The sequence below is a fragment of the Pseudomonas sp. OG7 genome (genome assembly GCF_014192825.1).
GTDB lineage: Bacteria > Pseudomonadota > Gammaproteobacteria > Pseudomonadales > Pseudomonadaceae > Aquipseudomonas > Aquipseudomonas monteilii.
Map to the genome: position 1 here is coordinate 408,105 of NZ_JACHYK010000002.1, position 24,156 is coordinate 432,260.

Genomic DNA, 24,156 nt, shown 5'->3' on the forward strand with positions numbered 1-24,156 from the left:
AGAACCCGAGGCAGAAAGGGCTATTGCCCCCAGAACTAAAAGTATTTGCCAAGTCGCGCAATGGACGCCCCAGGGCGTTATCGGGACAGGGGGCGCCTTTTCCCGCGCAGGATAATCGCGCCAGCATTCCACCCCGCCGAGGCCGTCATCGAACTCGGTAGCCCACACAACAACAAGCCTGTGCATGCAGGTAAGCCACAAAGGGGCCTCATCATTCATGGCAAAGGAACACATCACCGAAACGCTCGACCTCGGCGTGACGGACCCCTCGAAAACCGCAGAGGCCCGCCAGGACCGGCATTTCGAGGGCAAACTCGACGGCGTCGTGTTTGGTTTCACCAGCCTCCTGGCAATCGCGTTCGTGCTCTGGGGCTTCCTCAACCAGGCCAGCCTCGCCAGCAGCGCTTCCAGCGCGCAGTCCTGGGTCATTCTCAACTTCGGCTGGTTCTTCGTGCTCACATCCACCTTGTTCGTGGTGTTCGTGCTGTGGCTGGCCGCCAGCCGTTATGGCCGGGTGCCACTGGGGCGTGATGGCGAGCAGCCAGAATTCCGTACGGTGTCCTGGGTGGCCATGATGTTCAGCGCCGGCATGGGCATCGGCCTGATGTTCTTCGGCGTGGCCGAGCCGCTGTCGCACTATGTGTCGCCGCCGCCCGGCTCGGCCACCGGGCAGACAAGTGAAGCGATGCAGGTGGCCATGGCCACCACCTTGTTCCACTGGACCCTGCACCCTTGGGCCATGTACGCCATCGTCGGTCTGGTGATTGCCTATGGCACCTTCCGCCGTGGCCGCTCACAGCTGATTTCCGCGGCCTTCCGGCCGTTGATCGGCAAGCACGCCAACGGCCCGCTAGGGCGCATGATCGACATGATGGCTATTTTCGCCACGCTGTTCGGCTCGGCGGCCTCATTGGGCCTTGGGGCCCTGCAGATTGCCGGCGGCCTGGAGTACAACGGCTGGATCGAGAGCCCCGGCAAGCTGTTCTACATCTCGATCATCACCCTGCTGACCATTGCCTTCGTCACCTCGGCGGTGTCGGGCATCGGCAAGGGCATCCAGTGGTTGTCCAACACCAACATGGTGCTGGCGCTGGTGCTGGCAGTGTTCGTGTTCATTGTCGGCCCGACGTTGCTGATGCTCAACCTGCTGCCGACCTCGCTCGGCATCTACATCAAGATGCTGCCGGAAATGATGGCCCGTACCAACGCCAGCGGCGGTGAGCAGATGAACAGCTGGCTGGCCGGCTGGACCGTGTTCTACTGGGCTTGGTGGATTTCCTGGACACCGTTCGTGGGCATGTTCATCGCCCGCATCAGCCGCGGCCGCACTATCCGCCAGTTCGTTACGGGTGTACTGCTGGTGCCCAGCCTGGTGAGCCTGGTGTGGTTCACCATTTTTGGCGGTGCGGCCATCGATGCCGTGCGCGAAGGCGCATTCCAGCTGGCCAATGGCGCAGTCAACAGCAACCACGCGCTGTACCAGTTGCTGGACAGCTATCCGCTGGCTTCAGCGACCTCGGTGCTGGTAATGATCCTGGTGGGCATCTTCTTCGTTTCCGGTGCCGATGCCGCCTCGCTGGTGATGGGCACACTGTCGGAACACGGCACCACAGCGCCCTCGCGGCGCACGGTGATTTTCTGGGGCGCGCTGACCGGTACCGTGGCGGCGATCATGCTGGCGATTGGCGACCCACGGGCCCCCGGCGAGGCGCTGACGGGGTTGCAGAACCTGACCATCGTCGTGGCCCTGCCCTTTGTGGTGGTGATGGTGCTGCTGTGCCTGGCCCTGTACCGCGACCTGCGCAAAGACCCGATGATGCTGCGCCACCTGCGCGGTAACGAGCTGATCGAGAAGGCCGTGCTGTATGGCGCGGTGAAGCATGGCGAGGAGTTCTACATCGTGGTGCAGGAGAAGAAGGCCTCAGTGAAGGTCGCGGCAGAAGCCGAAGTGACCGGTAGCTGACCGGGCCGGCCTGTAAACCGGGGCTGCTGCGCGGTCCCAACGCTGCCAGCATGCGGAACTCCAAGGGTGTGTGCTCCAATGCCACGCCCCGGTAGCGCGCCTGGAATGCACGGGCACCCAGTTCCAGGCCCAGCAGGCGGTCGATCTCGTCCACGAAAGCAGCGGATGAATCGGTGCCGCCACCTGAGCTCAGGAACGGCGGCACGCCTCGATAAGCGATGTTTTCCAGGACAAAACGATAACCAGAGCGCATAGACCGGCATCACCCCTTCAATGCCGCCGCAATTTTTGCCACATCGATCTTGCCCATCTGCATCATGGCCTCGAACGCCCGTTTGGCTGCGGCGCGGTCGGGATGGCCGATGGCTTCGATCAGGATACGAGGGGTGATCTGCCAGGAAATCCCCCATTTGTCCTTGCACCAGCCGCAGACGCTGGCCTCCCCGCCATTACCGACAATGGCATCCCACAAGCGGTCGGTTTCGGCCTGGTCTTCGGTACTGACCTGGAACGAAAACGCCTCGCAATGCGTAAAGGCCTTGCCGCCATTGAGCCCCACGCAGGGTATGCCCATGACGGTGAATTCGACCGTGATGACATCGCCCTCCTTGCCCGAAGGATAGTCACTTGGCGCCTTGTGCAGGGCAATCACTTTACTGTCCGGGAATACGCTGGCGTAAAAGTTGGCAGCCTCCTCGGCATCGTTGTCGAACCAGAGGCAGACGGTGTTCTTGGCAGTCATGGTCTTGCTCCATGAAGGTGTCAACCTTTCATTCTAGCGCTAGCTCCGATAAAGCTCCTGCAACATCCTGCAGACATTTCCGATATCAGGTAGTGAACCTGCTTACAAAAAAACGGTCTTTCGCTGACGGTCAACTCACCGACCGGTTCATCGGCCCAGTCACCGGGCCTACTTTTGTCCTGTTTCAGCGAAGACCGAACATGCCCGATTTCCGCCCAACCGCTTCCGCCCTCCCTGCCCTGCGCGGCGGCCTGATTGCCGCTCTGGTGGCCCTCGCCGTACCGGCGTACGCCGAAGAGCCCGCCAGTGATGCACGCTGGGTCAGCGACAGCCTGAGCACCTACGTGCGTAGTGGCCCGACCGATGGGCACCGCATCGTCGGCACCCTCAAATCCGGGCAGAAGCTGACCCTGATCGGCAGCCAGGGCAACTACAGCCAGGTGCGCGGGCAGAACGGCGACGTGGTGTGGATCCTCAGCAACGACCTGCAGGCCGTGCCGGGGCAGAACGAGCGCCTGCCGCAGCTCGAGGCCCAGGTTGCGGAACTGACCGGGCAGTTGAAGACCATCGACGACAGCTGGAAAAGCCGCGTGCAGGGCATGCAGGAAACCCTGGATTCACGCAAGAAGCTGAACGACGAACTGGAGGCGCGCAACAAGGCACTGAGCGAGCAGCTTGACCAGAGCCAGTCGGACCTGCGCGATACCCAGGCACGCCTGGGTGACGAGAACAAACAGGTGATGATGCGCTACATGGTGTATGGCGGCAGCATTGCCGGGGCGGGGTTGCTGGCGGGGTTGATCCTGCCGGCGCTGACCCGGGGGCGGAAGAAGAACGATCGCTGGTTCTGACAGTGGGGCCATCCTGCACTGGCTTCTTCGCGGGCTCGCCCGCTCCCACAGGATTTTCAACAGGTTCGAGGCCGGTGATGTACCTGTAGGAGCGGGTTTACCCGCGATGAGGCCCGCGAAGGCTTATTTGCTACGTGCCTTGTTGTAGATGGTCTTGGCCTGGTCCGCCGAGGCCTGGCACTGGGTATAGTCACCCTTGCTCTGAGCATCCTTGGCATTTTGCATGTGGACTTTGAAATCATGGGCCATGCCGCTGTGCATCGCTTGGCCACTGGCCTTGTGGAAATCCTCAAGCTCCTTGACCTTGGCTGCACAGTTGCTCGCCGGGTCGGCATGGGCGGCAAAACTCAACACAGAAGCAATCACCAGCAGTACGATGGATTTCATGGAGTGTTCTCCTGGGAAACCGGAAGGGTCATCGAGATGACATTGGCTCGACGCAGCAAACAGCATAGTCGGGCTTACGCCCCGGCGCTTCGGCTCAGCCCTGGGGCCGTGCACCTTCGGCAAACAGAAAATCAATGAACACCCGGACCCGCAACGGCATGTGCGGGCCGTGCGGGTAGATCAACATGAACGGCCGTGTCGTCCCGCCAAACTCAGCAAGCACCTCCACCAACTCGCCGCTGGCCAATGCGTCCTGCACGGTAAAGCGGTAAGCCTGCATCAAGCCGCCGCCATGGCGTACCAGCGTTGCCGTGGCAAGGAAGTCGCCCAGGCAGGTGAATGCGCCTTGGGTTTCGATCTCGATGTGGCGGCCATCCTGGCGAAAACTCCCGATAACTGGGGAGTGGGTGGCGAGACGGTGACCGTGGTGCGGGCACGAGAGCGAGGGTAAAGCCGGTAATCGCTACTGCCGCAACCGCTCCAATGCCTGCAACACATACGCCGTTGCCCGCTCAACCTGGCCTTCCCGGCAAGCGATACCCAACTGCCTCCACAACCCAGGCCGCAGTGGCCGACGTGCAATACGCCGGTCCAGCTCGGCCGCCTCGCCCTCCTGCGGCAATAACGTCGCCCCGTACCCGGCGCCGACCAGGCTCTTGATCGCATCGTTGTAATTCAGCTCGATCCGAGGCTCTGGGTACAACCCCGCTGCCGCAAACCACTCCCCTGTCACTCGCGAGAGCTGGGTGCTGCTGTCATTGAGGATCAACGCCCTTTGCGCCAGCCAGGCCGGGGTAACCCTGGCCGGTGGCTGCCAGTCGACCGGCACGTAGGCCAGGATCGGATCGCGCCGCCAGGGCGTCACTGTCAGCCCTTTGCCAGCGACTTGCGGCAAGGCCACAAGGCCGATATCCAGCGCGCCTTCACGCAAACGCGCCAGCGATGCCTGGGACGTCAGCACCTGGACCTGCACGTCGATCCCCGGGTGCTCCACGCGCAGGTGCTCCAGCGCCTGTGGCAACAAGTGAGCGATGGCACCGGTGGAGGCGCCCAGGCGTACCCGACCGGTCAGCCCCTCGACCTGTCGGCGTACTTCGTCCAGCGCCAGGTCAGCGTCGGCCAGCAAGCGCCGGGCGCGGGCCAGCAGTGTTTCGCCAATGGCAGTAGGACGCACCTGCCCGCGGGCACGGCTAAGTAACGGGGCACCGATACGTGACTCCAGTTCAGCCACATGCAGGCTGATGGTGGGCGGTGCCAGGTTGAGCTGGCGAGCGGCCTCGGCGAAGGAGCCCAGGTCGCTGATGACCACCAGCGTGCGCAGGCGGTCGAGGCTGATTTCACGCATGGTCTGTGCTGGCCTTTTCATTCATGAAACATGAACATCAGCATCATGATATTCAAATTTCCATTAACTCAGCCACAGGCGAGCATAGGTCATCCCAACCCTACCGGACCCTGACCATGCACACCCCTGTTGTTTTCATCGACGGCGACCAAGGCACCACCGGCCTGCAGATCCATGCACGCCTGCAAGGCCGCAGCGACCTGCGCCTGCTCACCCTCCCCGAAGCCGAACGCAAAAACCCGCAACGCCGCCGCGAGGCCATCAACAGCGCTGACATCGCCCTGTTGTGCCTGCCCGACGACGCCGCCCGTGAGGCCGTGGCGGCGATCGATAACCCGCAGGTGCGGGTGATCGACGCCAGCTCGGCGCATCGCACCACACCGGGCTGGGTCTATGGCCTGCCAGAACTCGACGAGCAGCAAGCCGAGCGCATCGCCCTAAGCAAACGCGTCAGCAACCCAGGCTGTTACCCTACTGGCGCCATTGCCCTGCTGCGCCCGCTGGTCAAGGCCGGGTTATTACCCGCCGACTACCCGCTGGGCATCCATGCCATTTCCGGCTACTCCGGCGGTGGCCGTGCGGCGGTCCAGCGCCACGAACACCCCAGTACCGAAAAGGCACCGACCCTGCAACTGTATGGGCTGGAACTGGCACACAAGCACGTACCCGAAATTCAGCTGCACGCCGGGCTGTCGGCACGGCCGGTGTTCATGCCCGGCTATGGGGCCTACCGCCAGGGCATCGTGTTGAGCATCCCGCTGCAACTGCGCCTGCTACCCGGCCAGGTCAGCGCCGATCAGCTGCAGGCCTGCCTGGAGCAGCACTACCAGGGGGCCCGCCACGTGCAGGTGATGCCGCTGCACCAACAAGGCGTAGCAGCCAACCTTGACCCCGAAGCATTGAACGACAGCAACGACCTGCGCCTGGCACTGTACGCCAACCCCGAACATGGGCAGGTGTTGCTCACTGCGGTGTTCGATAACCTGGGCAAAGGTGCCTCGGGTGCTGCGGTGCAAAACCTCGACCTGATGCTCGGTGCACTACAGGCACAAGGCTGATGGGGCAAAACCGGTTAAACTGTACAACCCGCGCCTACACGGCGTGGGCTGTATTCCTACCCGCCGGAGCCTGCCCCCCGATGTTCATCCTGAGCCGCCTCGACAGCGTGCCGCCCGAATCTTTCCAGAACCAGATCCGCGAACTGGTGATCCACAATGTCGGTGAATTGAGCAGTGTTGCCATCACCGCCGACAACCCGCTGTACCCGCTGTACCAGTACGGCGTTGGTATGGAAGTGCACCAGTACCTGCAAGCGCTGGACGGCACCCGCGGCCTGGCCGTGGCGCTGACCCTGGCGCTGGATGCCGAAGCGCCGGACCAGTTGCTGGGCTTTGCCCTGTCGCTGCCGGCCAAGGATGATGACCAGTCATGTGCGCTTGCATTCCTGGCCGTAAACGCCAGCCATCGCCGCCAGGGCATCGCACGGGCCTTGCTGGGCGACCTGCAGGCGCGCCATGCCTGTGTGGAACTGAATGCCTTTGCCAATCAGGTGCCTTGGTTCGAGGCGATGGGCATGCAAGTTGTAGCCGCCAATGGGCCGCAGGTACTGATGAGCAGTACCGGGCAGGCCAGTGGCGCGCTGATCGGGCGGTTGGACATTGCGCCGATTTATCAGACGGCAGAAGTGCTGCAGATTCATACCTACCTGCTTAACCAACAGGGTGAGGATGCGATGATCGAAGCCGAACAGATGCGGGACGAGCGGCTGGATGAATTGACCGTTCAAGCCCAAGAATGTGTGCGACAGCGCAAGACTGTGCATTGATCCCAGGGCCTCTTCGCGGGTTTACCCGCGAAAAGGCCCCACTGGCCCCTCAGTCATGCACCCATCGCCGATGCAGCCCTCGCGCCAAGGCATCCAGCACAAACCCCAGCACACCAATCAGCAGCACCATCGCCATCAGCTCGGAATACGCCAGCCGGTCGCGGGTATCGAGAATGAAATACCCCAACCCCGCACTCACCCCGAGCATTTCGCACGGCACCAGCACGATCCACAAAATGCCAATGGCCAGCCGCACACCGGTCAGCACGTGGCCAATCACCCCCGGCACGATCACCTTGCACAACGTCTCCCAACGCGTGGCACTCAGGCTGCGGCTCAGTTGCAACCAGCGTGGGTCCAGCTGCCTGACCCCGGCCGCCGTGTTCAGCAAAATCGGCCACAACGCGGCGAACGCCAGCAAGAAGTAGATAGGCTGGTCGCCCACCCCCATCAGCATCACCACCACCGGCATCCACGACAGCGGCGAGATCATGCGCAGGAACTGGAACGCCGGGGTGGTTGCCGCCTCCAGGTGCCGGTAACTGCCGACCAGCAAACCCAGCGGCACGCCGATGAGCAGTGCCAGCAACAGCCCGACCAGGATGCGCTTGAGGCTGACCCAGATATGCCCGTAGACCTCACCCTGCCCCAGCAACTCGAACAGGCTGGCCAAGGTTGCCGCCGGAGAAAAGCGCGCCGACAGGCCGTCGGCCTGGCCGAACAAGGCAACACCGGCCCACCACAGCAGCAACAAACCCAGCAACCCGGCCAGGCCAAGGCCGGCATGTACGACATGCGTGCGCATCAGACCGCAAACTCCTCGCTACGCTCGAAGTTGTCGGCAATGCCGAACACCGACGGGCCACCCACCGCAGCGATGGCATTGCGCACGAATCGGTCGTCGACCAGGTCGCGGGCCGTCTGCGCCGGATCAAGCCCGGCAAGAAACGCATTGTCGCCTTCGATCAGGGTGGTTTTCAGGCGTTTGACAAGTTCCTCGGTGTAACTGGGGAACGGATACGGCTGGAAGTCGATGCGCTTTTCGTCCCACTGCTGATGCCGAATGGCACCACTGGCAATGTAGCCGGCACGGTCCTCGGCGGCCGGGGCCAGCACCTTGGTCAGCACGGCAGGCTCATGCGGGGTGTACTTGTTGGGGCCGGCCTTGGACAGCAAGGCAGCGGCTTCAGCGCGGTGGTCGCGGGTCCAGTGCTGGGCCTTGACGATGGCGTTGACCACCTTCTGCGACCACTCCGGGCGGTTGTTCAGATCATGCTCATGCATGAACACCACGCAGCACGCGTGGTTACGCCACACATCGCCAGTAAAACGCTGCACGCGGCCAACCTTGAGGTTTTCGGCCAGGGCGTTGAACGGCTCAGCGACGATGTAGCCGGCAATGCGCTTGCTGGCCAAAGCGGGCGGCATGTCGGAGGGCGGCAGCACCAGCAGGTTGACTTCGTTGGCAGCCAACTGAGCGTTGGCCGGCTTCGACACTGGCTTCAGGCCGTTGTCGTTGAGCATTTGCTGCAGCACCACGTTATGGATCGAGTACCAGAACGGGATGGCCACGGTCTTGCCACCGAGCTGTTTCATGTCGGTGATGTCCGGAGCCACGGTCAGGCCCGAACCGCCCACGTGGTTCCACGCCACGACCTTGGCCGGCACCTTGCTGCCGTAACGCGCCCACACCGTCATCGGCGACAGCAAGTGGATGACGTTGACCTGGCCGGAAATGAACGCCTCGATCACCTGTGCCCAACTGCGCAACAGCACCGGGCGCTCGGCCTTGATGCCTTCGGCCTCGAACAGGCCATTGTTGTGCGCCACCAGCAACGGCGTGGCATCGGTGATCGGCAGGTAGCCGATGCGCACCGGCGCGTCCGGCTCGGCGGCAGCGCGCGCCTGCAGGCTCGACAGCAATGGCAGTGCACCCGCCGCCGTAAGCATGGCGCCAAGCTTGAGGAAATCGCGACGCGAAGAAGAGGAACAGCAGTCATCCATGCACATGGACAGCCTCCGAGGGCAACGGGGTTGGGGTAGGTTCTACGGTGCGGCTTGCCCGCCGAAGGGTTTTGAGGATTTCGATACGCAAGGCACCCAGTTCTTCAACCCGCTGCGCGCGTGGTTGCGGCAGGTCGATGTGCCATTGGCCGAGGATGTGCGCTGGGTGGTTGCCCAGTAGCAGAACCCGGTCGGACAACAGCAGGGCTTCGTCGATATCGTGGGTGATCAGCACCGCCGCCGTGTTGTGGGTGGCGATCAGTTGCAGCAGCAGTTGCTGCATGTCGGCCCGGGTCACTTCATCCAGCGCGCCGAACGGTTCGTCCAGCAACAGCACTTCGGGCTGGCGGGCCAGGCAACGGGCCAGCGCCGTGCGCTGGGCCATGCCGCCGGACAACTGCGCCGGGTACTGGCCACGGGCGTGGGCCAGGCCCACGGCGGCAATCGCATGGTCGATACGTGCGCGCCGCTCGGCAGCATCCAGCTTGGGCTGGCGGGCGAAGTCCAGGCCAAAGGCGACGTTCTTCTCCAGGCTCAGCCAGGGCAGCAGGCTCGGGTCCTGGAAGGCCACCGCCAGCCGTGGGTGCGGCCCTTGCAAGGGTTGGCCGTGCAACGTCACGCTGCCGCCGCGGGGCTGCTGCAGCCCCGCCAGCACCCGCAGCAGGCTGGACTTGCCGACGCCACTGGGGCCAAGAATGCTCACCACTTCGCCCGGTGCCAATTGCAAGTCAAACTGCGCCAGCACTTGCTGCCAGCCACCCTCACGCGGGTAGCCCAGGCTGACATCGCGAGCTTCGAGCAACACGTGGCTCATGCGGCGCCCGCCTGGCGTTGCAGTTCGGCGCGCAATTGCACCAGGCTGGGGGTGACGATCGGCACGAAGGCCGACTCGCGCCAGCGGCGGGCAAAGCCTTCGCCATATTCGCTGAGGTAGGCCTTGCCACCGCTGGCCTGCAACTCCAGTTGCACGGCATCGGCGGCACTTTCAGCCAGGGTGATGCGCAACTTGAACAAAGCCGCTGGCTGCTGCTGGAAGCGGCCATCGAGCAACCCCTGCTTGAGCTCGCTCACGGTGTTTTCCAGGCGCTCGCTGAGTACCTGACGGGCTTCATCGAGGAACGAGGCACGTCCATGCAGATGCCCCTGCACCTCTTCCAGCGCCCGTCGCGCCAAGCCGATGGCCATCCCGCATTGCAATGCCAGGAAAGCCGGGCGTACCCGCGGCAGGAACTCGCGGGCGTTCTCGTGCAGCAACCAGTCACGCGCCAGCGGCACCTGGTGGAAAGCCAGCGCCGCCGTGTTGCTCGATTGCAGGCCCATCAGTTGCAAGTCATCGGAGCGTGTCAGGCCCTGGGCCTCGGAAGGAATGGCCAGCACGAACGGCGTACCGCCGGCTTCGTCTTCGATGGCCGCCGCCACCACGAAACCGCTCTTGCGCAGGTTGGTCACCCAGTGCAAACGCCCTTCCAGGTGCCAGCCATCAGCTACCGGCCGGCCACGCACCTGCAGCGCTTCGATGCCGGACAGGAACTTCATGGCGTTGGACAGCCCGGTGGCACCCGCCAGTTCGCCCGTCAACAGGCGCGGCAGCAAGCGCTCGCGCAATGGCTGGTTGGGGCTGTGTAACAGGTATTCAATGAAGGCACGCTGGCCCCAGCAGACAAAGGCTGAAGCCAACGAACGGCTGGCAATCGCGGCGATGGCCTCGACGGCGTCGGTCACTTGCCCGCCCGTGCCACCCAAGGCCGGGTCGACACCAATGCGCAGTAGCTGTGATTCGGCGATCTGTGCCAGCACCTGTTGCGGTTCGCACAGGCCCCGGTCGATGGCCTCGGCATTGGCATCCAGCCAGTGACGAAATGCGCAATCTTGCATGGTCTTGCTCCTTTGGGAACGCCGGGGCCGCCTTGCGGCCCATTCGCGGCACAAGGCCGCTTCTACAACGACCGCATCAAGGCCGCTATCACGGGAGGGTTACGCAGAAGGCTGCCAACGGTATTTGCCAAGCTCTTCATTGAGCGGCGTCTGGGCGAAAACATTAGCAAAGTTGCACAGGGTTGCGAGGCTCACGCCCAGAATCACCTCCAGTGCGTTGCCTTCACTGAAGCCGGCGGCGCGGAAGGCCTGGTAGGTGGCCTCGCTGACATTGCCACGGGTGGCGATCACTTCGCGGGCAAACGCTGCCAGGGTTTCGTAACGGGCGTCGGGCAGTTCGCCCCGGGCACGCAGGGCATCGACCACTTCCTGCGGCAGCTTGGCCTTGTTCAGTGCCACAGCAGTGTGGCCGGCCACACAGAAGTCGCAGCCATGCTGGGTAGCGGCAATCAGTTGCACCACTTCACGCTCGGCCAGGCTCAGCTCGGACTTGCCGTTGAGCGCCGAAACGGTCACGTAGGTTTCCAGCGCCGCCGGGGCGTTGGCCAGCACACCCAGCAGGTTAGGGATGAAGCCTGAGTTTTTCTGGGCATTCTCGAGGAATGGACGGGCTGCTTCCGGGGCGCTTTGCAGGGTGTGTAAAGTAATGCGGGAGGACATGGAGTGGTCTCCTTTGATGGGGGTCACTACAGTCTGTTGGTTATAAGAATTACCCTCCATATTCATCAGTCGCCTTTCCTTGCTCCTGAGTGTTTGTATTAGATGATTTCGTCCAGCCACCTTGTCGATTGGTTATTAGAGGGCCTGGAGCTCGATGCCAGCCTGTTTCATGTCGGGCGCTACTGTGGTGGCTGGCACGCCAGCACCCAAGGCATGGGCCGAGCCAGCTTCCACCTGGTGGTGCAAGGGCATTGCTGGCTGCACATCGACGGCGAGGCGCGACCGGTGCGCCTGGAAAAGGGCGATGCAGTATTCCTGTTACGCGACCTTGCCTATCGCTTGTCCAGCGACCAGGACCCGGCCGATGCCTGTGCCCAGCCGCGCCAGGCCATGCAGGCGCTGGACAGTGAGGCCAGTGACGGCGTAGGGCTGGTCTGCGGCTTCTTCCACTTTCAGTCCGGCCTGTCTTCGCTGATTGTCGAAGGCCTGGCTGACTGGATCTTGCTGCGCGCCGAAGACCCCGCTGGCAGTGCGGCGCGGGCGCTGTTCGAGCTGATTCTGGAAGAATGCCGGCGAGCCGCTGGGCCGTCACAGGCGTTGCTGGAGCGGCTGACGCACCTGTTGTTCCTCTACGTGCTGCGCCAGCAGGTAATTGCCGGGCAGTCACTGGGCGGGCTGGTCGCCCTCGCCCGCCAGCCGGCGTTTGCCGGTTTGCTGGAGCAATTGATCGAGCAACCGGGGCAGGCCTGGACACTGGAAAGCATGGCTGCCTGCACCGGCTTGTCACGCTCGGCGTTTTTCAAGCGTTTCAATGAGCTGGCCGGGCAATCGCCGGGGCAGGTGCTGCTGGCTCTGCGTATGCGCCATGCCAGCCAGTTGCTGCGGGCGGGGAATACCGTGGAGCAGGTGGGGGCGCAGGTGGGGTACCAGTCGGTGGCGGCGTTTACCCGGGCGTTTGCCAAGGCGGTGGGGGTGCAGCCGGGGGCATTTCGGCGCCAACATGAGGGGCGCTGAAAGCGTTACGCCTGTACAGGCACCACATTCAGACCTGGCTGACCGGTATATCCCCGCCACCTTTGCCTTCGCGCCGCTCACCCATCCAGCTACTCACCTGCTGCCCGAACTCGGCCGGCGCCTTGCGCCCGAACCGCCGGGCCAGGTCAAGAATGGTCTGCTGCGCCAGCGCTTCCTCCATGCGCTTCTGCGCCCCCAGCATCACCGCATGGATCGCACAGGTACCCTCGGTCGCCCAGCCAGGTGGCGAACCGTCAAACAGGCTGCAACGCTCACGCACCTCGCGGCAGTCGAAAATCTTCTTCGGCCCGTCGATGGCATTGACGATATCCAGCACCGTGATTTCGTCCGACGGCCGCGCCAGGCGAAAACCGCCGCGAACACCCTCGGTGGCCGCGACCAACCCGGCACGGGCCAGTTTGGTGAAAACTTTGGCCAGATACTCCTGAGGCACCCCCTGCAACTCTGCCAGGTCACGCACGCTGGACTCGCGCGAATCACCACGTTCGTCCACCAGGAACAGCAGGCAATGGATGCCGTATTCGACGCCAGCACTGTAGAGCGACATATCAATCTCCGACCAATCTTGTCGCAAATAATACGCCGATCGCATTGGATGGGCAAAGCAGACAGTGGCCGCCTTTCGGTTCACCCCATCCCTCTGAACCATTAAACACGGCCAGTTGCTCCCTTTTTGGGCGTCACGAGGCACCGGCGTGTTCGAAAAAAGACTTGCAGGGAATAACTACGACAAATACAGTCGTAGTTATTCGAGCGACACTCACCCGTCCTCGAAGCCCTCTTCGAACCTTGCGGAGCCCCTACATGAAAACGAACATCCTCATCATCGGTGCCGGCTTTGCCGGTGTCTGGAGCGCCCTGAGCGCCGCTCGCCTGCTCGACCAGGCCCAACGCGACGACCTGAGCATCAGCGTGCTCGCCCCGCAAGCAGAACTGCGTATCCGTCCGCGCTTCTATGAAGCCAACGCGCATACCTTGAAGGCCCCTGTGGGTGAGTTGTTCGAAGTCGTTGGTGTGCGCTTCATCACTGGCAACGCCGAGACCATCGATGCCGATGCACGCAGCGTCAGCTACATCGACAGCCACGGCCAGCGCCATCAGATCGCCTACGACCGCCTGATCCTCGCCGCCGGCAGCCAGGTAGCGCGCCCGGCAGTCCCGGGCCTGGCCGAGCACACGTTCGATGTCGACCAGATGGAATCGGCTGTTCGCCTGGAGCAGCACCTTACGGGCCTGGTGGCCCTGCCAGCTTCGCCTGCCCGCAACACCGTGGTGGTCTGTGGCGGTGGTTTCACCGGTATCGAAACCGCGACCGAAATGCCCGCCCGACTGCGTGCCGTCCTGGGTGACGATGTCAGAGTACTGCTGGTTGACCGTGGCGCCAGTATTGGCGCGGCACTGGGCGAAGGCATCAAACCGTCGATCGTCGCCGCGTCGCAGCAGGCTGGCGTCGAATGGCTGACCAATACCTCGGTGGTGGCTGTGGATGCAGGCGGCGTCACCCTCGACAACGGCGAGTACATCGCCAGCAGCACCGTAATCTGGACCGTCGGTGTCAACGCCAGCCCGCTGACCGCACAGGTTGCCGGGGAGCGTGACAACTTCGGCCGGCTGAAGGTCGATGACCACCTGAAAGTTGTGGGCCAGCAGCACATCTACGCCACCGGTGATACCGCCTGGGCCGCCGTCGATGAAGTCGGCAACCACGCCCTGATGACTTGCCAGCACGCCATTCCCATGGGTCGCCACAGCGGCAACAACGCCATGGCTGATCTGCTTGGGGTGGCACCGGTGGTATACCGCCAACCGAAGTACGTCACCTGCCTTGACTTGGGTGAATGGGGCGCGGCGTACAGCGAAGGCTGGGAGCGCGAACTGAAGCTGCAAGGCCAGGAAGGCAAGGACCTCAAGCGCCAGATCAACTCGGTATGGATCTACCCGCCAGCGGCTGATCGTGCCGTGGCCTTGGCTGCTGCCGACCCGATGATTGCGATCGTTTGACAGCAAGATCCTGACAAAACCGTCAATAAACGACGGTTTTGTCAATTATGTCGTTACATTGTTGGACTGTCCAATAATGATGGCCATATGGCATCATTTAAACCAAAAAAGTATTCAAGAGGGTGAGGTAACACTACTAATCCGCAGCGCCTCAAGAGCCTGGCGCCATACCGGTGACCCGGCTTTACGACCAAGCTCCTGAGGCCCGCACGCCACCGTCAAGGAGCATTCCATGCAGTTACGGAATATGAAGATCGGCATTCGCGCTGCCAGCGTATTTGCCCTATTGGGCATCCTGGTCCTGTTCATGGGCCTTATCGCACTCTATGAAACCCGCCAGATGGACAAGGCCACCGACGAGATCCGTGTCACCTGGATGCCCGCCGTGGTAGCCCTGGGTGACATCAGCAGCAATCTCGGCCGCGCACGGGCTATCACCTTGCGCGCCGCACTGGACGACAACCCCGCCGAGCGCGCACGCAACCTGCAGTTGCTCGAAGGCATCAACGCCGAGCTCAAGGGTGGGTTGAAAGACTACGCCGACACCCTCATCGCGGCCGACGACCGCGCCCTGTTCAACACCCTCAATGACGCACACCAGCAGTACCTCGACCTGCAGGTGAAAGTGCTGCAGGACATTGCTGCAGGCCGCATGGACGATGCCAAGCAGCAGATCAACGGCCCCCTCACGCAGCGCGCCGACACCATGATGAAGGCCATGACCGCCCTGCTCGCCTATAACAGCAAAGGTGCCGAAGATGCCTCGCAGCGCAGCAGCGATGTGGCCGACGAAGCGTTCACCGCCATCATCGCCTCGTTGCTGGTCATCATGCTTGCCCTGGCCGCCATTGCCACCGTGCTTACCCGCAGCATCGTGGCACCACTGGCCGATGCCGTGGCTGTTGCCGAACGCGTGGCCACCGGTGACCTCACCCGGGAAATACGCGTGACCGGGCGCGACGAGCCAGCCTTGCTGTTACGCGCCCTGGCCCGCATGCAGGAAAGCCTGCGCGATACCCTGCGCAAGATCGCCGCGTCGTCCGACCAGCTGGCCTCGGCTTCGGAAGAGCTGCACACCGTTACCGAAGACACCAGCCGCGGCCTGCACCAGCAGAGCGCGGAAATCGACCAGGCGGCCACCGCCGTCAACCAGATGACCGCCGCCGTCGAAGAGGTCGCGAACAATGCGGTCAGCACTGCCGATGCTTCCAAGGGCGCCGACCAGACCACCCGCGATGGCCGCGATCGGGTCAATCAGGCGCTGGCATCCATTCAGCATCTGGTGGCTGACGTAACGGGCACCTCGGCCGAAATCGAGCAACTGGCCAGCAATGCCAACGAGATCAGCCGCGTGCTGGATGTGATTGGCGCGATTGCCGGGCAAACCAACCTGCTGGCGCTGAACGCCGCTATCGAAGCAGCCCGCGCAGGCGAGGCGGGCCGTGGCTTTGCGGTGGTGGCAGACGAGGTTCGCGCCCTCGCCCACCGCACCCAGCAGTCGACGGCGGAGATCGAGCAGATGATCGCCGGTATCCAGAACGGTACCGAGCGGGCGGTGACGGCGATGCACAGCAGCCAGGGGCGTGCATCGGGCACATTGGAAGTGGCACAAGGCGCCGGCCAGGCGTTGGAGGTGATTGCCGAGGCGATTGCGGCGATCAACCAGCGCAACCTGGTGATTGCCAGTGCTTCGGAGGAGCAGGCGCAGGTGGCACGCGAGGTGGACCGTAACCTGGTGAACATTCGTGATCTGGCGATGCAGACGTCGGCGGGTGCGAACCAGACCAGTGCGGCGGCGCAGGATCTGTCGCGACTGGCGGTGGACCTGAACGGCATGGTGGCGCAGTTCAAGGTTTGACCTGAAACAACAGGGGCTGCAAAGCAGCCCCATTTACAGCAAAAGTCATCTATCAGTCGTTAACACTCACAACCCGCCCAGCCTTCTCGACAGCCTTGCCGCGCGTCGCCAGGCAGTAATACAGCGGCACCGTGACGATCAACCCGAACAACCAAGACAAGTCCGCCCCTTCGACAATGTTGGAATACGGCCCCACATACAGCGACGTATTGGCAAACGGCAGCTGCACCAGAATCCCGCAGGCATAGGCAATGATCGCGTGGTGATTGAAGCGGCCATAGATACCGCCATCGGCACTGAAGATCGACGCAATGTCGTACTGTCCCTTCTTGATCAGGTAGAAGTCGATCAGGTTGATCGAAGCCCACGGCACCAGCACCAGCAGCAGCGCCAGGATCAGGCCGATGAAGTGGCCAATGAAATCCGCCGAGGCATTCAGTGCAACCATCCCGCAGCCCACCAGAATCACCGATGCCAGCAACACCCGCACCTTGATGCTTGGTGTCCATTCGGCCATGAAGGTCTGGATCGCAGTCACGATCGACAACACCGCGCCATACAGGTTGAGGGCGTTGTGGCTGATGATGTTGAGCAGGAACAGCACCATCAGGATCGGGCCCAACCAGCCAGTGGCCTGCTTCACCGCATCCATGGCGTCGGTGCCTTCCGGCACACACAGCACCGCTACCGCACCAAAGCTGAAGCACAGGATAGTGCCCAGGGTGGCGCCGAAGTACGTGGCCCAGAACGGCTGGGCAATGCCTACTTCACGCGGCAGGTAGCGCGAGTAGTCGGAGGTGTATGGCGAGAAGCTGATCTGCCAGATCGTGCCCAACGATACGGTGGCGATGAAGCCCGACAGGTTGAATGCACCACGGCTGAAGAAGTCGGCCGGCAGGTCCTGGGCGAACATCATGATGAAGCCGGCCAGCAGTGCCGAACCCATCACCCAGGTACCGATACGGTTCAGAATATGAATGAAACGATAACCGATCACGCCAATGGCAGTGGCGCTCAGGGCACCGATCACGATCGCGCCCGGCATCGGCACGCTTGGGGTGATGCCATGGATGGTCTTGCCCGCCAGGACAATGTTGGAAATGAAGAAGCCGACATAAATCAGCGCGGTGAAGAACACGATCAGCAAGGCGCCGTAGCGGCCGAACTGGCCACGGCTCTGTACCATCTGTGGAATGCCCAGCTGCGGTCCCTGCGCAGAGGCCAGGGCGATGACCACGCCGCCGACCAGATGGCCCAGCACAATGGCGATCAGCCCCCATAACAGATTGAGGTGGAACACCTGGACCACCATGGCGCCGGTGACGATAGGCAGTGGCGCAATATTGGTACTGAACCAGAGGGTGAACAGGTCGCGCGCCTTCCCATGGCGCTCGGCAGGTGGAACGTAATCGACCGTGTGATTCTCGACAAACGGGTGTTGCGACGACGGTTGGGACATAGGATTCAGCTCGAAAGGTCGTTTTTATCGTTGTAAGGAAACCGCATCCAGGGCGGCCTCTCAGCTGCGGACCATATTATGGTATTCCAAACTTTTGACAACACTGATCCGCAGGAAAAAACGGCCGCTGATCTGCTCGTGAAACGCCTGCGACAAACCACCTCACCACTCAAGGCCACATTATTCGTGGGTTTGCGCCGTTCATCGTGGAACAACAGGCTTGAAAATTCCGCTTGCAAATTAGGTATTACGGTATACCATCAGACACATCAATGATAAAAACCGCGGACCACCGCAGCCCTTTAGAGGTACACCCGATGATCGACGCAACCGTCTACAAGCACGTCCTGGGCTCCTTCCCCTCCGGCGTTACCGTCATCACTACCCTGGACGATGACGGCTCGGTTGTCGGCCTGACTGCCAGCGCCTTCTCCTCCCTGTCGATGGATCCGCCGCTGGTGCTGTTCTGCCCCAACTACACCTCCGATTCCTACCCTGTGCTGATGAAGCAGAAGCGTTTCGCCATTCACCTGCTCTCAGGTGAACAGCAAGCAGAAGCCTATGCGTTCGCCAAAAAGGGCAAGGACAAGGCCAGTGGTATCGAGTGGACCCTGAGCGAACTGGGCAACCCCATCCTGGCCGGCGCCACCGCCGTTATCGAATGCGAACTGTGGCGTGAATATGAAGGTGGCGACCACGCCATCATGGTCGGCAAGGTGCACAACCTGATCGTCCCAGCAGAAGCGCCACGGCCGATGGTGTACTGCCGCGGCAAGATGGCCAGCCTGCCGGCCTTTGCCTGAAGCCAATCATGAATCGAGCCCCCTGGCGCCTCCCCTGCCCGGCGCCAGCCCCTTTCAAGCGTTGAGGAAAGCCCCATGAAATTTTCGTTGTTCGTACACATGGAACGTTGGGATGAACAGGTCAGCCACCGCCAGCTGTTCGAAGACCTGACCGAACTGACCCTGATGGCCGAAAACGGCGGTTTCAGCACCGTGTGGATTGGCGAACACCACGCCATGGAGTACACCATTTCGCCAAGCCCGATGCCGCTGCTCGCCTACCTGGCCGCACGCACCGACAAGATCCGCCTGGGCGCTGGCACCATCATCGCGCCGTTCTGGAACCCCATCCGAGTGGCCGGTGAATGCGCCCTGCTCGACGTGATCAGCAACGGGCGCATGGAAGTGGGCCTGGCCCGTGGCGCCTACCAGTTCGAATTCGACCGCATGGCCAACGGCATGCCGGCCACCGACGGCGGCAAGGCGCTGCGCGAGATGGTGCCGGTGGTGCGCAAGCTGTGGGAAGGCGACTACGCCCACGACGGCGAAGTCTACAAGTTCCCCACTTCCACCAGCGTACCGAAGCCGTTCAACGCCACCCCACCGATGTGGATCGCTGCCCGCGACCCGGACTCGCATAACTTCGCCGTGGCCAACGGCTGCAACGTCATGGTCACCCCGCTGATGAAGGGGGACGAAGAAGTGCTGGACCTGAAGAACAAGTTCCAGGCCGCCCTGGACAACAACCCGGACGTACCGCGCCCGCAACTGATGGTGCTTCGCCACACCCACGTGCACAGCCCGGCCGAGCCGGAAGGCTGGAAGGTCGGCGCCCAGGCCATTTCGCGTTTCTACCGCACCTTCGACGCCTGGTTCGGCAACAAGACCACCCCGGTCAACGGCTTCCTCGAGCCAAGCCCGGAGTCGAAGTTCGCCGAAGTGCCAGCGTTCGAGCTGGAGAATATCCGCAAGAACACCATGATCGGCACCCCGGAAGAAATCATTGCGCGCATCAAGTACTACCAGGAGCTCGGTGTCGACGAGTTCAGCTTCTGGTGCGACAACAGCCTGCCCCACGCCGAGAAGAAGAAGTCGCTGGAGCTGTTCATCAAGGAAGTGGTGCCGGCGTTCGCCTGAATTCCCATTGCCTGAATCATTGCGGGACGCGCCCGCTCCCGTGGGCCTCTGAGGCCTGCGTGAGCGGGTTTTTTTATGAAATCGGCGCAAGGCAGGAAGACTGTGCGATCCCTGTGGGAGCGGGCTTGCCGGCGAAGAGGCCAGTACAGACACGACAAGAATCAAGGCATCACGCCACCTTTCGTCTCCCAGCAAGAGAAATGTTCAGCCCCCTCTTGCACTACAAATATTATGGTATACCATCAGACAACAAGAGCTGATAACCCTCACCAGGAGCCACCCATGAGTTTCGAAATCCGCAAGATCGTCACCTACTCCGAAGAGACCCGCATCGAAGGCGGCAAGGCCACCGACAAGCCGGTGACCATGGTCGGCCTGGCCGTCGTGATCAAGAACCCATGGGCCGGTCGCGGTTTCGTTGAAGATCTGAAGCCGGAAATCCGCGCCAACTGCTCGGACCTGGGTGCCCTGATGGTCGAGCGCCTGACTGCCGCCATCGGCGGTGCCGACAAGATCGAAGCCTACGGTAAAGCTGCAGTAGTGGGCGCCGATGGCGAAATCGAGCACGCCTCGGCGGTGATCCACACCCTGCGCTTCGGCAACCACTACCGCGAAGCGGTACAGGCCAAGAGCTATCTGAGCTTCACCAACAAACGTGGCGGCCCAGGCACCTCGATTCAGATCCCGATGATGCAGAAGGACGACGAGGGCCTGCGTTCGCACTACATCACCCTGGAAATGCAGATCGAAGACGCCCCGCGTGCCGATGAAATCGTCGTGGTCCTGGGCGCTGCCGACGGCGGCCGCCTGCACCCGCGCATCGGCAACCGCTACATCGACCTGGAAGAACTGGCTGCCGAAAAAGCCAACGCTCAATAACAACAACCAAAACGGGGCCGGGGCGTGGTGTGCTTACCCGCCGCGCCCGACCTTCAAGGAGCGCCCTCCATGATTCAGCCTGTCGCTGAACACACCCCTGCCGGCACCAGCTACCTGTCCGTCGGCCAGGGCCAACCCGTGGTATTGATCCACGGCGTGGGCCTGAACAAGGAAATGTGGGGCGGTCAGATCGTTGGCCTGGCCAACGACTACCGCGTCATCGCCTACGACATGCTCGGCCACGGCCAAAGCGCCCTGCCGGCTGCCGACATCGGCCTGGAAGGCTATGCCGCCCAGCTCGCCGAACTGCTTGACCACCTGCAAATCACACAAGCCACCGTGATCGGCTTCTCCATGGGCGGCCTGGTTGCCCGTGCATTTGCCCTGAACTACCCGCAACGCCTGGCAGCACTGGTGGTACTCAACAGCGTGTTCAACCGCACCCCCGAGCAGAGCGCCGGCGTTATTGCCCGCGCCGCCCAGGCTGCGCAGCTGGGCCCCGACGCCAACGTCGACGCAGCCCTGGACCGCTGGTTCAGCCGTGAATACAAGGCTGCCAACCCGGCGCAGGTCGCCGCCATCCGCCAAGTGCTGGCGAGCAACGACCCGCAGGGCTATCACACCACCTATTCGCTGTTCGCCACCCAGGACATGTACCGCGCCAACGACCTGGGCAGCATCCAGGTGCCGACGCTGATCGCCACTGGCGAACTCGACTCGGGCTCTACCCCGGCCATGACCCGCCAGCTCGCCGCCAGCATTCCTGGTGCGCACAGTGTGGTCCTCGCCGAGCAACGGCATATGATGCCGGTAGAAGCACCGCGTGAAGTCAACAAGATGCTGCTGGACTTCCTCGCGCAAGCCCGCACCCTCACAGAATCCGCCAAGGGGATTGTTGCATGACCCTCGTTCGTTTCCAGATGTGCATCGACGGCCAATGGCGCGATGCCCAGAGCGGCAAGACCTTCGACAGCCTCAACCCGGCCACCGCTCAGGCCTGGGCGCAACTGCCCGACGCCGATGAAGCCGACGTCGAACTGGCGGTGCAAGCCGCCCAGCGTGCCTTCGACAGCAAGGAATGGCGTAGCATCACCGCTACCGCGCGCGGCAAGCTGCTGCGTCGCCTGGGCGACCTGATTGCCGAAAACAAGGAGCACCTCGCCCAGCTGGAAAGCCGCGACAACGGTAAGCTGATCCGCGAAACCCGCGGCCAGGTGGGCTACCTGCCAGAGTTCTTCCACTACACCGCGGGCCTTGCCGACAAGCTCGAAGGCGGCACCCTGCCGTTGGACAAGCCCGACCTGTTCGCCTACACCGTGCACGAGCCGCTTGGCGTAGTGGCCGGCATCATCCCGTGGAACAGCCCGCTGTACCTCACCGCGATCAAGCTGGCCCCGGCCCTGGCCGCCGGCAACACCATTGTGCTCAAGCCGTCCGAGCACGCCTCGGCGACCATCCTCGAACTGGCCCGCCTGGCCCTTGAGGCCGGTTTCCCGGCAGGTGTGGTCAACGTGGTCACCGGTTACGGCCCAAGCACCGGCGCGGCGCTGACCCGCCACCCGCTGGTGCGCAAGATCGCCTTCACCGGCGGTGCCGCCACCGCGCGCCATGTGGTGCGCAGCAGCGCCGAAAACTTTGCCAAGCTGTCGCTGGAGCTGGGTGGCAAGTCGCCGAACATCATCTTTGCCGACGCCGACCTGGACAGCGCCATCAATGGCGCCGTGGCCGGCATCTATGCCGCCTCCGGCCAAAGCTGCGTGGCCGGTTCGCGCCTGCTGGTACAGGACGAAATCTTCGACGTGTTCGTCGAACGCCTGATCGCCCGCGCCAAGCGCATCCGCATCGGCAACCCGCAGGACGACGCCAGCGAAATGGGCCCCATGGCCACCGCGCAACAACTCGCGGTGGTTGAAGGCCTGGTCGCTGCAGCCAAGGCCGAAGGCGCCAAGCTGCACATGGGCGGCAAGCGTGCCGAGGTCGAAGGTGACGGCTGGTTCTACGAGCCGACCCTGTTCGAGTGCGACAGCAACGCGATGACCATCATGCAGGAAGAGGTGTTCGGCCCGGTTGCTGCGGTGATCCGCTTCAAGACCGAAGAAGAGGCACTGGAAATCGCCAACGACTCGCAGTTCGGCCTTGCCGCCGGCATCTGGACCCGCGACCTGGGCCGTGCCCACCGCCTGGCCCGCGACGTGCGCTCGGGGATCATCTGGGTCAACACCTACCGCGCCGTGTCGGCCATGGCGCCGATCGGCGGCTTCAAGAACAGCGGCTACGGCCGCGAGAGCGGCATCGATTCGGTGCTGGCCTATACCGAGCTGAAGACCGTGTGGATCAACCTGTCCACCGCGCCGATGCCCGACCCGTTCGTGATGCGCTAAGAGGAACACGAGATGATCGAACCCGGCATCTACAAAGACGTGATGGGCTCCTTCCCGTCCGGCGTCACGGTAGTCACCACCCTGGACGCCGACGGCGCCATCGTCGGCATCACCGCCAGCGCCTTCAGCGCGCTGTCGATCGACCCGGCGCTGGTGCTGTTCTGCCCCAACTACGCCTCCGACACCTACCCGATCCTGCGCGACAGCAAGCAGTTTGCGATCCACCTGCTGTCCGCCGACCAGACCGCCGAAGCCTATGCCTTCGCCGGCAAGGGCAAGGACAAGGCCAAAGGCATCGACTGGCACCTGAGCGAGCTGGGCAACCCGCTGCTGGCCAAGGCTACGGCGATCATCGAGTGCGAACTGTGGCGCGAGTATGACGGCGGGGATCACGCGATCATCGTGGGCGCTGTGAAAAACCTGGTGCTGCCCGAGCAGCCGGCAACGCCGATGGTGTACCACAAAGGCAAGCTGGGCGCCCTGCCCCCGCTTGGCTGATCACCCTTTTAGGGGCCGCGCTCATCGTCTCACCCTCGGTTGCGGCCCCTGTTTTATTCCGGAGTACTGCAGATGAGCAACGAAAAGTACGAGAAAGGCCTGGCCATCCGCACCCAGGTGCTGGGCGAGGACTACGTCAACCGCTCGATCCAAAACGCCGACGCGTTCACCCAGCCTTTGCAGGAACTGGTCACCGAATACTGCTGGGGCCACGTCTGGGGCCGCGAAGGCTTGTCGCTCAAAGAGCGCAGCATGATAAACTTGGCCATGATTTCCGCGCTCAACCGGCCCCACGAACTCAAGCTGCACATTCGGGGCGCACTGCGCAATGGCCTGAGCCGTGAACAGATTCGCGAAATCCTGCTCCAGGTCGGCATTTACTGCGGCGTACCCGCGGCGGTGGACAGCTTCCGCCTGGCCCGTGAAGCGTTTGCCGAAGCCGATGCGGAGCCAACCCGTTAACAACGGGCTGTT

24 protein-coding genes and 1 pseudogene are annotated in these 24,156 nt (G+C 62.8%); 14 read left to right on the top strand and 11 right to left on the bottom strand.

Features of this window, described 5'->3' with window-relative positions; all coding sequences use genetic code 11:
- Window positions 1-217 precede the first annotated feature (217 nt).
- Entirely contained in the window at window positions 218-1,963 is a 1,746-nt protein-coding gene (locus FHW75_RS06355) for a BCCT family transporter (RefSeq protein WP_019096413.1), read from the top strand.
- 262 nt (window positions 1,964-2,225) lie between these two features.
- Here the strand turns inward: FHW75_RS06355 and FHW75_RS06360 are convergent, their stop codons facing one another.
- Window positions 2,226-2,705, bottom strand: a complete 480-nt coding sequence (locus tag FHW75_RS06360; protein WP_019096414.1) for a VOC family protein — start codon at window positions 2,703-2,705, stop codon at window positions 2,226-2,228.
- 200 nt (window positions 2,706-2,905) lie between these two features.
- Here FHW75_RS06360 and FHW75_RS06365 point away from each other — a divergent pair, with 200 nt between their 5' ends.
- On the top strand, window positions 2,906-3,556 hold the full coding sequence (locus tag FHW75_RS06365) for a TIGR04211 family SH3 domain-containing protein (protein ID WP_025754488.1): 651 nt from the start codon (window positions 2,906-2,908) through the stop codon (window positions 3,554-3,556).
- 123 nt (window positions 3,557-3,679) lie between these two features.
- Here FHW75_RS06365 and FHW75_RS06370 read toward each other — a convergent pair whose 3' ends face one another.
- From FHW75_RS06370 to FHW75_RS06380, 3 genes and pseudogenes are all read right to left on the bottom strand, one after another.
- Window positions 3,680-3,943: a hypothetical protein gene (locus FHW75_RS06370; RefSeq protein WP_084297140.1), complete on the bottom strand. Its 264-nt coding sequence runs from the start codon at window positions 3,941-3,943 to the stop codon at window positions 3,680-3,682.
- A gap of 94 nt (window positions 3,944-4,037) precedes the next feature.
- Window positions 4,038-4,331: pseudogene (locus FHW75_RS06375) on the bottom strand (LysR substrate-binding domain-containing protein); the annotation flags it as partial.
- A 75-nt stretch (window positions 4,332-4,406) separates the two neighbouring features.
- Window positions 4,407-5,288 (bottom strand): LysR family transcriptional regulator, encoded by an 882-nt coding sequence (locus tag FHW75_RS06380; RefSeq protein ID WP_016715723.1) that lies wholly within the window; start codon window positions 5,286-5,288, stop codon window positions 4,407-4,409.
- 116 nt (window positions 5,289-5,404) lie between these two features.
- Here FHW75_RS06380 and argC point away from each other — a divergent pair, with 116 nt between their 5' ends.
- Both argC and FHW75_RS06390 read left to right on the top strand, forming a co-directional pair.
- Complete coding sequence (gene argC / locus FHW75_RS06385) at window positions 5,405-6,346, top strand: N-acetyl-gamma-glutamyl-phosphate reductase (RefSeq protein ID WP_027609058.1); 942 nt, start codon at window positions 5,405-5,407, stop codon at window positions 6,344-6,346.
- 80 nt (window positions 6,347-6,426) lie between these two features.
- Window positions 6,427-7,113, top strand: coding sequence for a GNAT family N-acetyltransferase (locus tag FHW75_RS06390; RefSeq protein WP_016715721.1), 687 nt, complete (start codon window positions 6,427-6,429; stop codon window positions 7,111-7,113).
- A 49-nt stretch (window positions 7,114-7,162) separates the two neighbouring features.
- Here the strand turns inward: FHW75_RS06390 and FHW75_RS06395 are convergent, their stop codons facing one another.
- The 5 genes from FHW75_RS06395 to FHW75_RS06415 form a co-directional block, all read right to left on the bottom strand.
- A complete protein-coding gene (locus tag FHW75_RS06395; protein WP_027609059.1) occupies window positions 7,163-7,918 on the bottom strand; it encodes an ABC transporter permease in 756 nt (251 codons plus the stop codon).
- Entirely contained in the window at window positions 7,918-9,123 is a 1,206-nt protein-coding gene (locus FHW75_RS06400) for an ABC transporter substrate-binding protein (protein WP_183673350.1), read from the bottom strand. The genes FHW75_RS06395 and FHW75_RS06400 overlap by 1 nt, the downstream gene beginning before the upstream one ends.
- On the bottom strand, window positions 9,110-9,931 hold the full coding sequence (locus tag FHW75_RS06405) for an ABC transporter ATP-binding protein (protein ID WP_025754489.1): 822 nt from the start codon (window positions 9,929-9,931) through the stop codon (window positions 9,110-9,112). The genes FHW75_RS06400 and FHW75_RS06405 overlap by 14 nt, the downstream gene beginning before the upstream one ends.
- Window positions 9,928-10,992 carry an acyl-CoA dehydrogenase family protein gene (locus FHW75_RS06410; RefSeq protein WP_019097847.1) on the bottom strand — a complete coding sequence of 355 codons (1,065 nt, stop codon included), beginning with the start codon at window positions 10,990-10,992 and terminating at the stop codon, window positions 9,928-9,930. The genes FHW75_RS06405 and FHW75_RS06410 overlap by 4 nt, the downstream gene beginning before the upstream one ends.
- Window positions 10,993-11,091: 99 nt before the next feature.
- The gene (locus tag FHW75_RS06415; protein ID WP_025754491.1) at window positions 11,092-11,652 is read right to left on the bottom strand and encodes a carboxymuconolactone decarboxylase family protein; all 561 of its coding nucleotides are present in this window, start codon (window positions 11,650-11,652) and stop codon (window positions 11,092-11,094) included.
- 102 nt (window positions 11,653-11,754) lie between these two features.
- Between FHW75_RS06415 and FHW75_RS06420 the strand changes: the two genes are divergently transcribed.
- On the top strand, window positions 11,755-12,666 hold the full coding sequence (locus FHW75_RS06420; protein WP_027609061.1) for an AraC family transcriptional regulator: 912 nt from the start codon (window positions 11,755-11,757) through the stop codon (window positions 12,664-12,666).
- Between the two features lie 28 nt (window positions 12,667-12,694).
- On the opposite strand, the gene FHW75_RS06425 is transcribed toward FHW75_RS06420, so the two are convergent.
- A complete protein-coding gene (locus FHW75_RS06425; RefSeq protein WP_019097848.1) occupies window positions 12,695-13,234 on the bottom strand; it encodes an Rrf2 family transcriptional regulator in 540 nt (179 codons plus the stop codon).
- 257 nt (window positions 13,235-13,491) lie between these two features.
- Here FHW75_RS06425 and FHW75_RS06430 point away from each other — a divergent pair, with 257 nt between their 5' ends.
- Both FHW75_RS06430 and FHW75_RS06435 read left to right on the top strand, forming a co-directional pair.
- A complete protein-coding gene (locus FHW75_RS06430) occupies window positions 13,492-14,688 on the top strand; it encodes an NAD(P)/FAD-dependent oxidoreductase (RefSeq protein WP_183673352.1) in 1,197 nt (398 codons plus the stop codon).
- Between the two features lie 232 nt (window positions 14,689-14,920).
- Window positions 14,921-16,546 (top strand): methyl-accepting chemotaxis protein, encoded by a 1,626-nt coding sequence (locus FHW75_RS06435; protein ID WP_016715714.1) that lies wholly within the window; start codon window positions 14,921-14,923, stop codon window positions 16,544-16,546.
- Between the two features lie 52 nt (window positions 16,547-16,598).
- On the opposite strand, the gene FHW75_RS06440 is transcribed toward FHW75_RS06435, so the two are convergent.
- A complete protein-coding gene (locus FHW75_RS06440) occupies window positions 16,599-18,005 on the bottom strand; it encodes a cytosine permease (protein WP_019097850.1) in 1,407 nt (468 codons plus the stop codon).
- 317 nt (window positions 18,006-18,322) lie between these two features.
- On the opposite strand from FHW75_RS06440, the gene FHW75_RS06445 reads away from it, so the two are divergent.
- From FHW75_RS06445 to FHW75_RS06475, 7 genes are all read left to right on the top strand, one after another.
- Entirely contained in the window at window positions 18,323-18,808 is a 486-nt protein-coding gene (locus tag FHW75_RS06445) for a flavin reductase family protein (protein ID WP_016715712.1), read from the top strand.
- Between the two features lie 75 nt (window positions 18,809-18,883).
- Entirely contained in the window at window positions 18,884-19,924 is a 1,041-nt protein-coding gene (locus FHW75_RS06450; RefSeq protein ID WP_016715711.1) for an LLM class flavin-dependent oxidoreductase, read from the top strand.
- Between the two features lie 282 nt (window positions 19,925-20,206).
- The gene (locus tag FHW75_RS06455; RefSeq protein ID WP_016715710.1) at window positions 20,207-20,803 is read left to right on the top strand and encodes an amino acid synthesis family protein; all 597 of its coding nucleotides are present in this window, start codon (window positions 20,207-20,209) and stop codon (window positions 20,801-20,803) included.
- A 69-nt stretch (window positions 20,804-20,872) separates the two neighbouring features.
- Entirely contained in the window at window positions 20,873-21,706 is an 834-nt protein-coding gene (locus FHW75_RS06460; protein WP_019097888.1) for an alpha/beta fold hydrolase, read from the top strand.
- On the top strand, window positions 21,703-23,184 hold the full coding sequence (locus FHW75_RS06465; protein ID WP_183673354.1) for an aldehyde dehydrogenase: 1,482 nt from the start codon (window positions 21,703-21,705) through the stop codon (window positions 23,182-23,184). Before FHW75_RS06460 ends, FHW75_RS06465 begins: the two co-directional genes overlap by 4 nt.
- Window positions 23,185-23,196: 12 nt before the next feature.
- The gene (locus tag FHW75_RS06470) at window positions 23,197-23,682 is read left to right on the top strand and encodes a flavin reductase family protein (protein WP_016715707.1); all 486 of its coding nucleotides are present in this window, start codon (window positions 23,197-23,199) and stop codon (window positions 23,680-23,682) included.
- A gap of 72 nt (window positions 23,683-23,754) precedes the next feature.
- Entirely contained in the window at window positions 23,755-24,144 is a 390-nt protein-coding gene (locus FHW75_RS06475; protein ID WP_016715706.1) for a carboxymuconolactone decarboxylase family protein, read from the top strand.
- Window positions 24,145-24,156: the final 12 nt, after the last annotated feature.

Coding starts and splice junctions, on each gene's coding strand:
- FHW75_RS06370 (WP_084297140.1), bottom strand. CDS start 3,943: ATGAAATCCATCGTACTGCTGGTGATTGCTTCTGTGTTGAGTTTTGCC.
- FHW75_RS06445 (WP_016715712.1), top strand. CDS start 18,323: ATGATCGACGCAACCGTCTACAAGCACGTCCTGGGCTCCTTCCCCTCC.
- FHW75_RS06450 (WP_016715711.1), top strand. CDS start 18,884: ATGAAATTTTCGTTGTTCGTACACATGGAACGTTGGGATGAACAGGTC.
- FHW75_RS06405 (WP_025754489.1), bottom strand. CDS start 9,931: ATGAGCCACGTGTTGCTCGAAGCTCGCGATGTCAGCCTGGGCTACCCG.
- FHW75_RS06400 (WP_183673350.1), bottom strand. CDS start 9,123: ATGTGCATGGATGACTGCTGTTCCTCTTCTTCGCGTCGCGATTTCCTC.
- FHW75_RS06410 (WP_019097847.1), bottom strand. CDS start 10,992: ATGCAAGATTGCGCATTTCGTCACTGGCTGGATGCCAATGCCGAGGCC.
- FHW75_RS06460 (WP_019097888.1), top strand. CDS start 20,873: ATGATTCAGCCTGTCGCTGAACACACCCCTGCCGGCACCAGCTACCTG.
- FHW75_RS06475 (WP_016715706.1), top strand. CDS start 23,755: ATGAGCAACGAAAAGTACGAGAAAGGCCTGGCCATCCGCACCCAGGTG.
- FHW75_RS06470 (WP_016715707.1), top strand. CDS start 23,197: ATGATCGAACCCGGCATCTACAAAGACGTGATGGGCTCCTTCCCGTCC.
- FHW75_RS06380 (WP_016715723.1), bottom strand. CDS start 5,288: ATGCGTGAAATCAGCCTCGACCGCCTGCGCACGCTGGTGGTCATCAGC.
- FHW75_RS06455 (WP_016715710.1), top strand. CDS start 20,207: ATGAGTTTCGAAATCCGCAAGATCGTCACCTACTCCGAAGAGACCCGC.
- FHW75_RS06420 (WP_027609061.1), top strand. CDS start 11,755: ATGATTTCGTCCAGCCACCTTGTCGATTGGTTATTAGAGGGCCTGGAG.
- FHW75_RS06415 (WP_025754491.1), bottom strand. CDS start 11,652: ATGTCCTCCCGCATTACTTTACACACCCTGCAAAGCGCCCCGGAAGCA.
- FHW75_RS06425 (WP_019097848.1), bottom strand. CDS start 13,234: ATGTCGCTCTACAGTGCTGGCGTCGAATACGGCATCCATTGCCTGCTG.
- FHW75_RS06440 (WP_019097850.1), bottom strand. CDS start 18,005: ATGTCCCAACCGTCGTCGCAACACCCGTTTGTCGAGAATCACACGGTC.
- argC (WP_027609058.1), top strand. CDS start 5,405: ATGCACACCCCTGTTGTTTTCATCGACGGCGACCAAGGCACCACCGGC.
- FHW75_RS06465 (WP_183673354.1), top strand. CDS start 21,703: ATGACCCTCGTTCGTTTCCAGATGTGCATCGACGGCCAATGGCGCGAT.
- FHW75_RS06360 (WP_019096414.1), bottom strand. CDS start 2,705: ATGACTGCCAAGAACACCGTCTGCCTCTGGTTCGACAACGATGCCGAG.
- FHW75_RS06365 (WP_025754488.1), top strand. CDS start 2,906: ATGCCCGATTTCCGCCCAACCGCTTCCGCCCTCCCTGCCCTGCGCGGC.
- FHW75_RS06435 (WP_016715714.1), top strand. CDS start 14,921: ATGCAGTTACGGAATATGAAGATCGGCATTCGCGCTGCCAGCGTATTT.
- FHW75_RS06395 (WP_027609059.1), bottom strand. CDS start 7,918: ATGCGCACGCATGTCGTACATGCCGGCCTTGGCCTGGCCGGGTTGCTG.
- FHW75_RS06355 (WP_019096413.1), top strand. CDS start 218: ATGGCAAAGGAACACATCACCGAAACGCTCGACCTCGGCGTGACGGAC.
- FHW75_RS06430 (WP_183673352.1), top strand. CDS start 13,492: ATGAAAACGAACATCCTCATCATCGGTGCCGGCTTTGCCGGTGTCTGG.
- FHW75_RS06390 (WP_016715721.1), top strand. CDS start 6,427: ATGTTCATCCTGAGCCGCCTCGACAGCGTGCCGCCCGAATCTTTCCAG.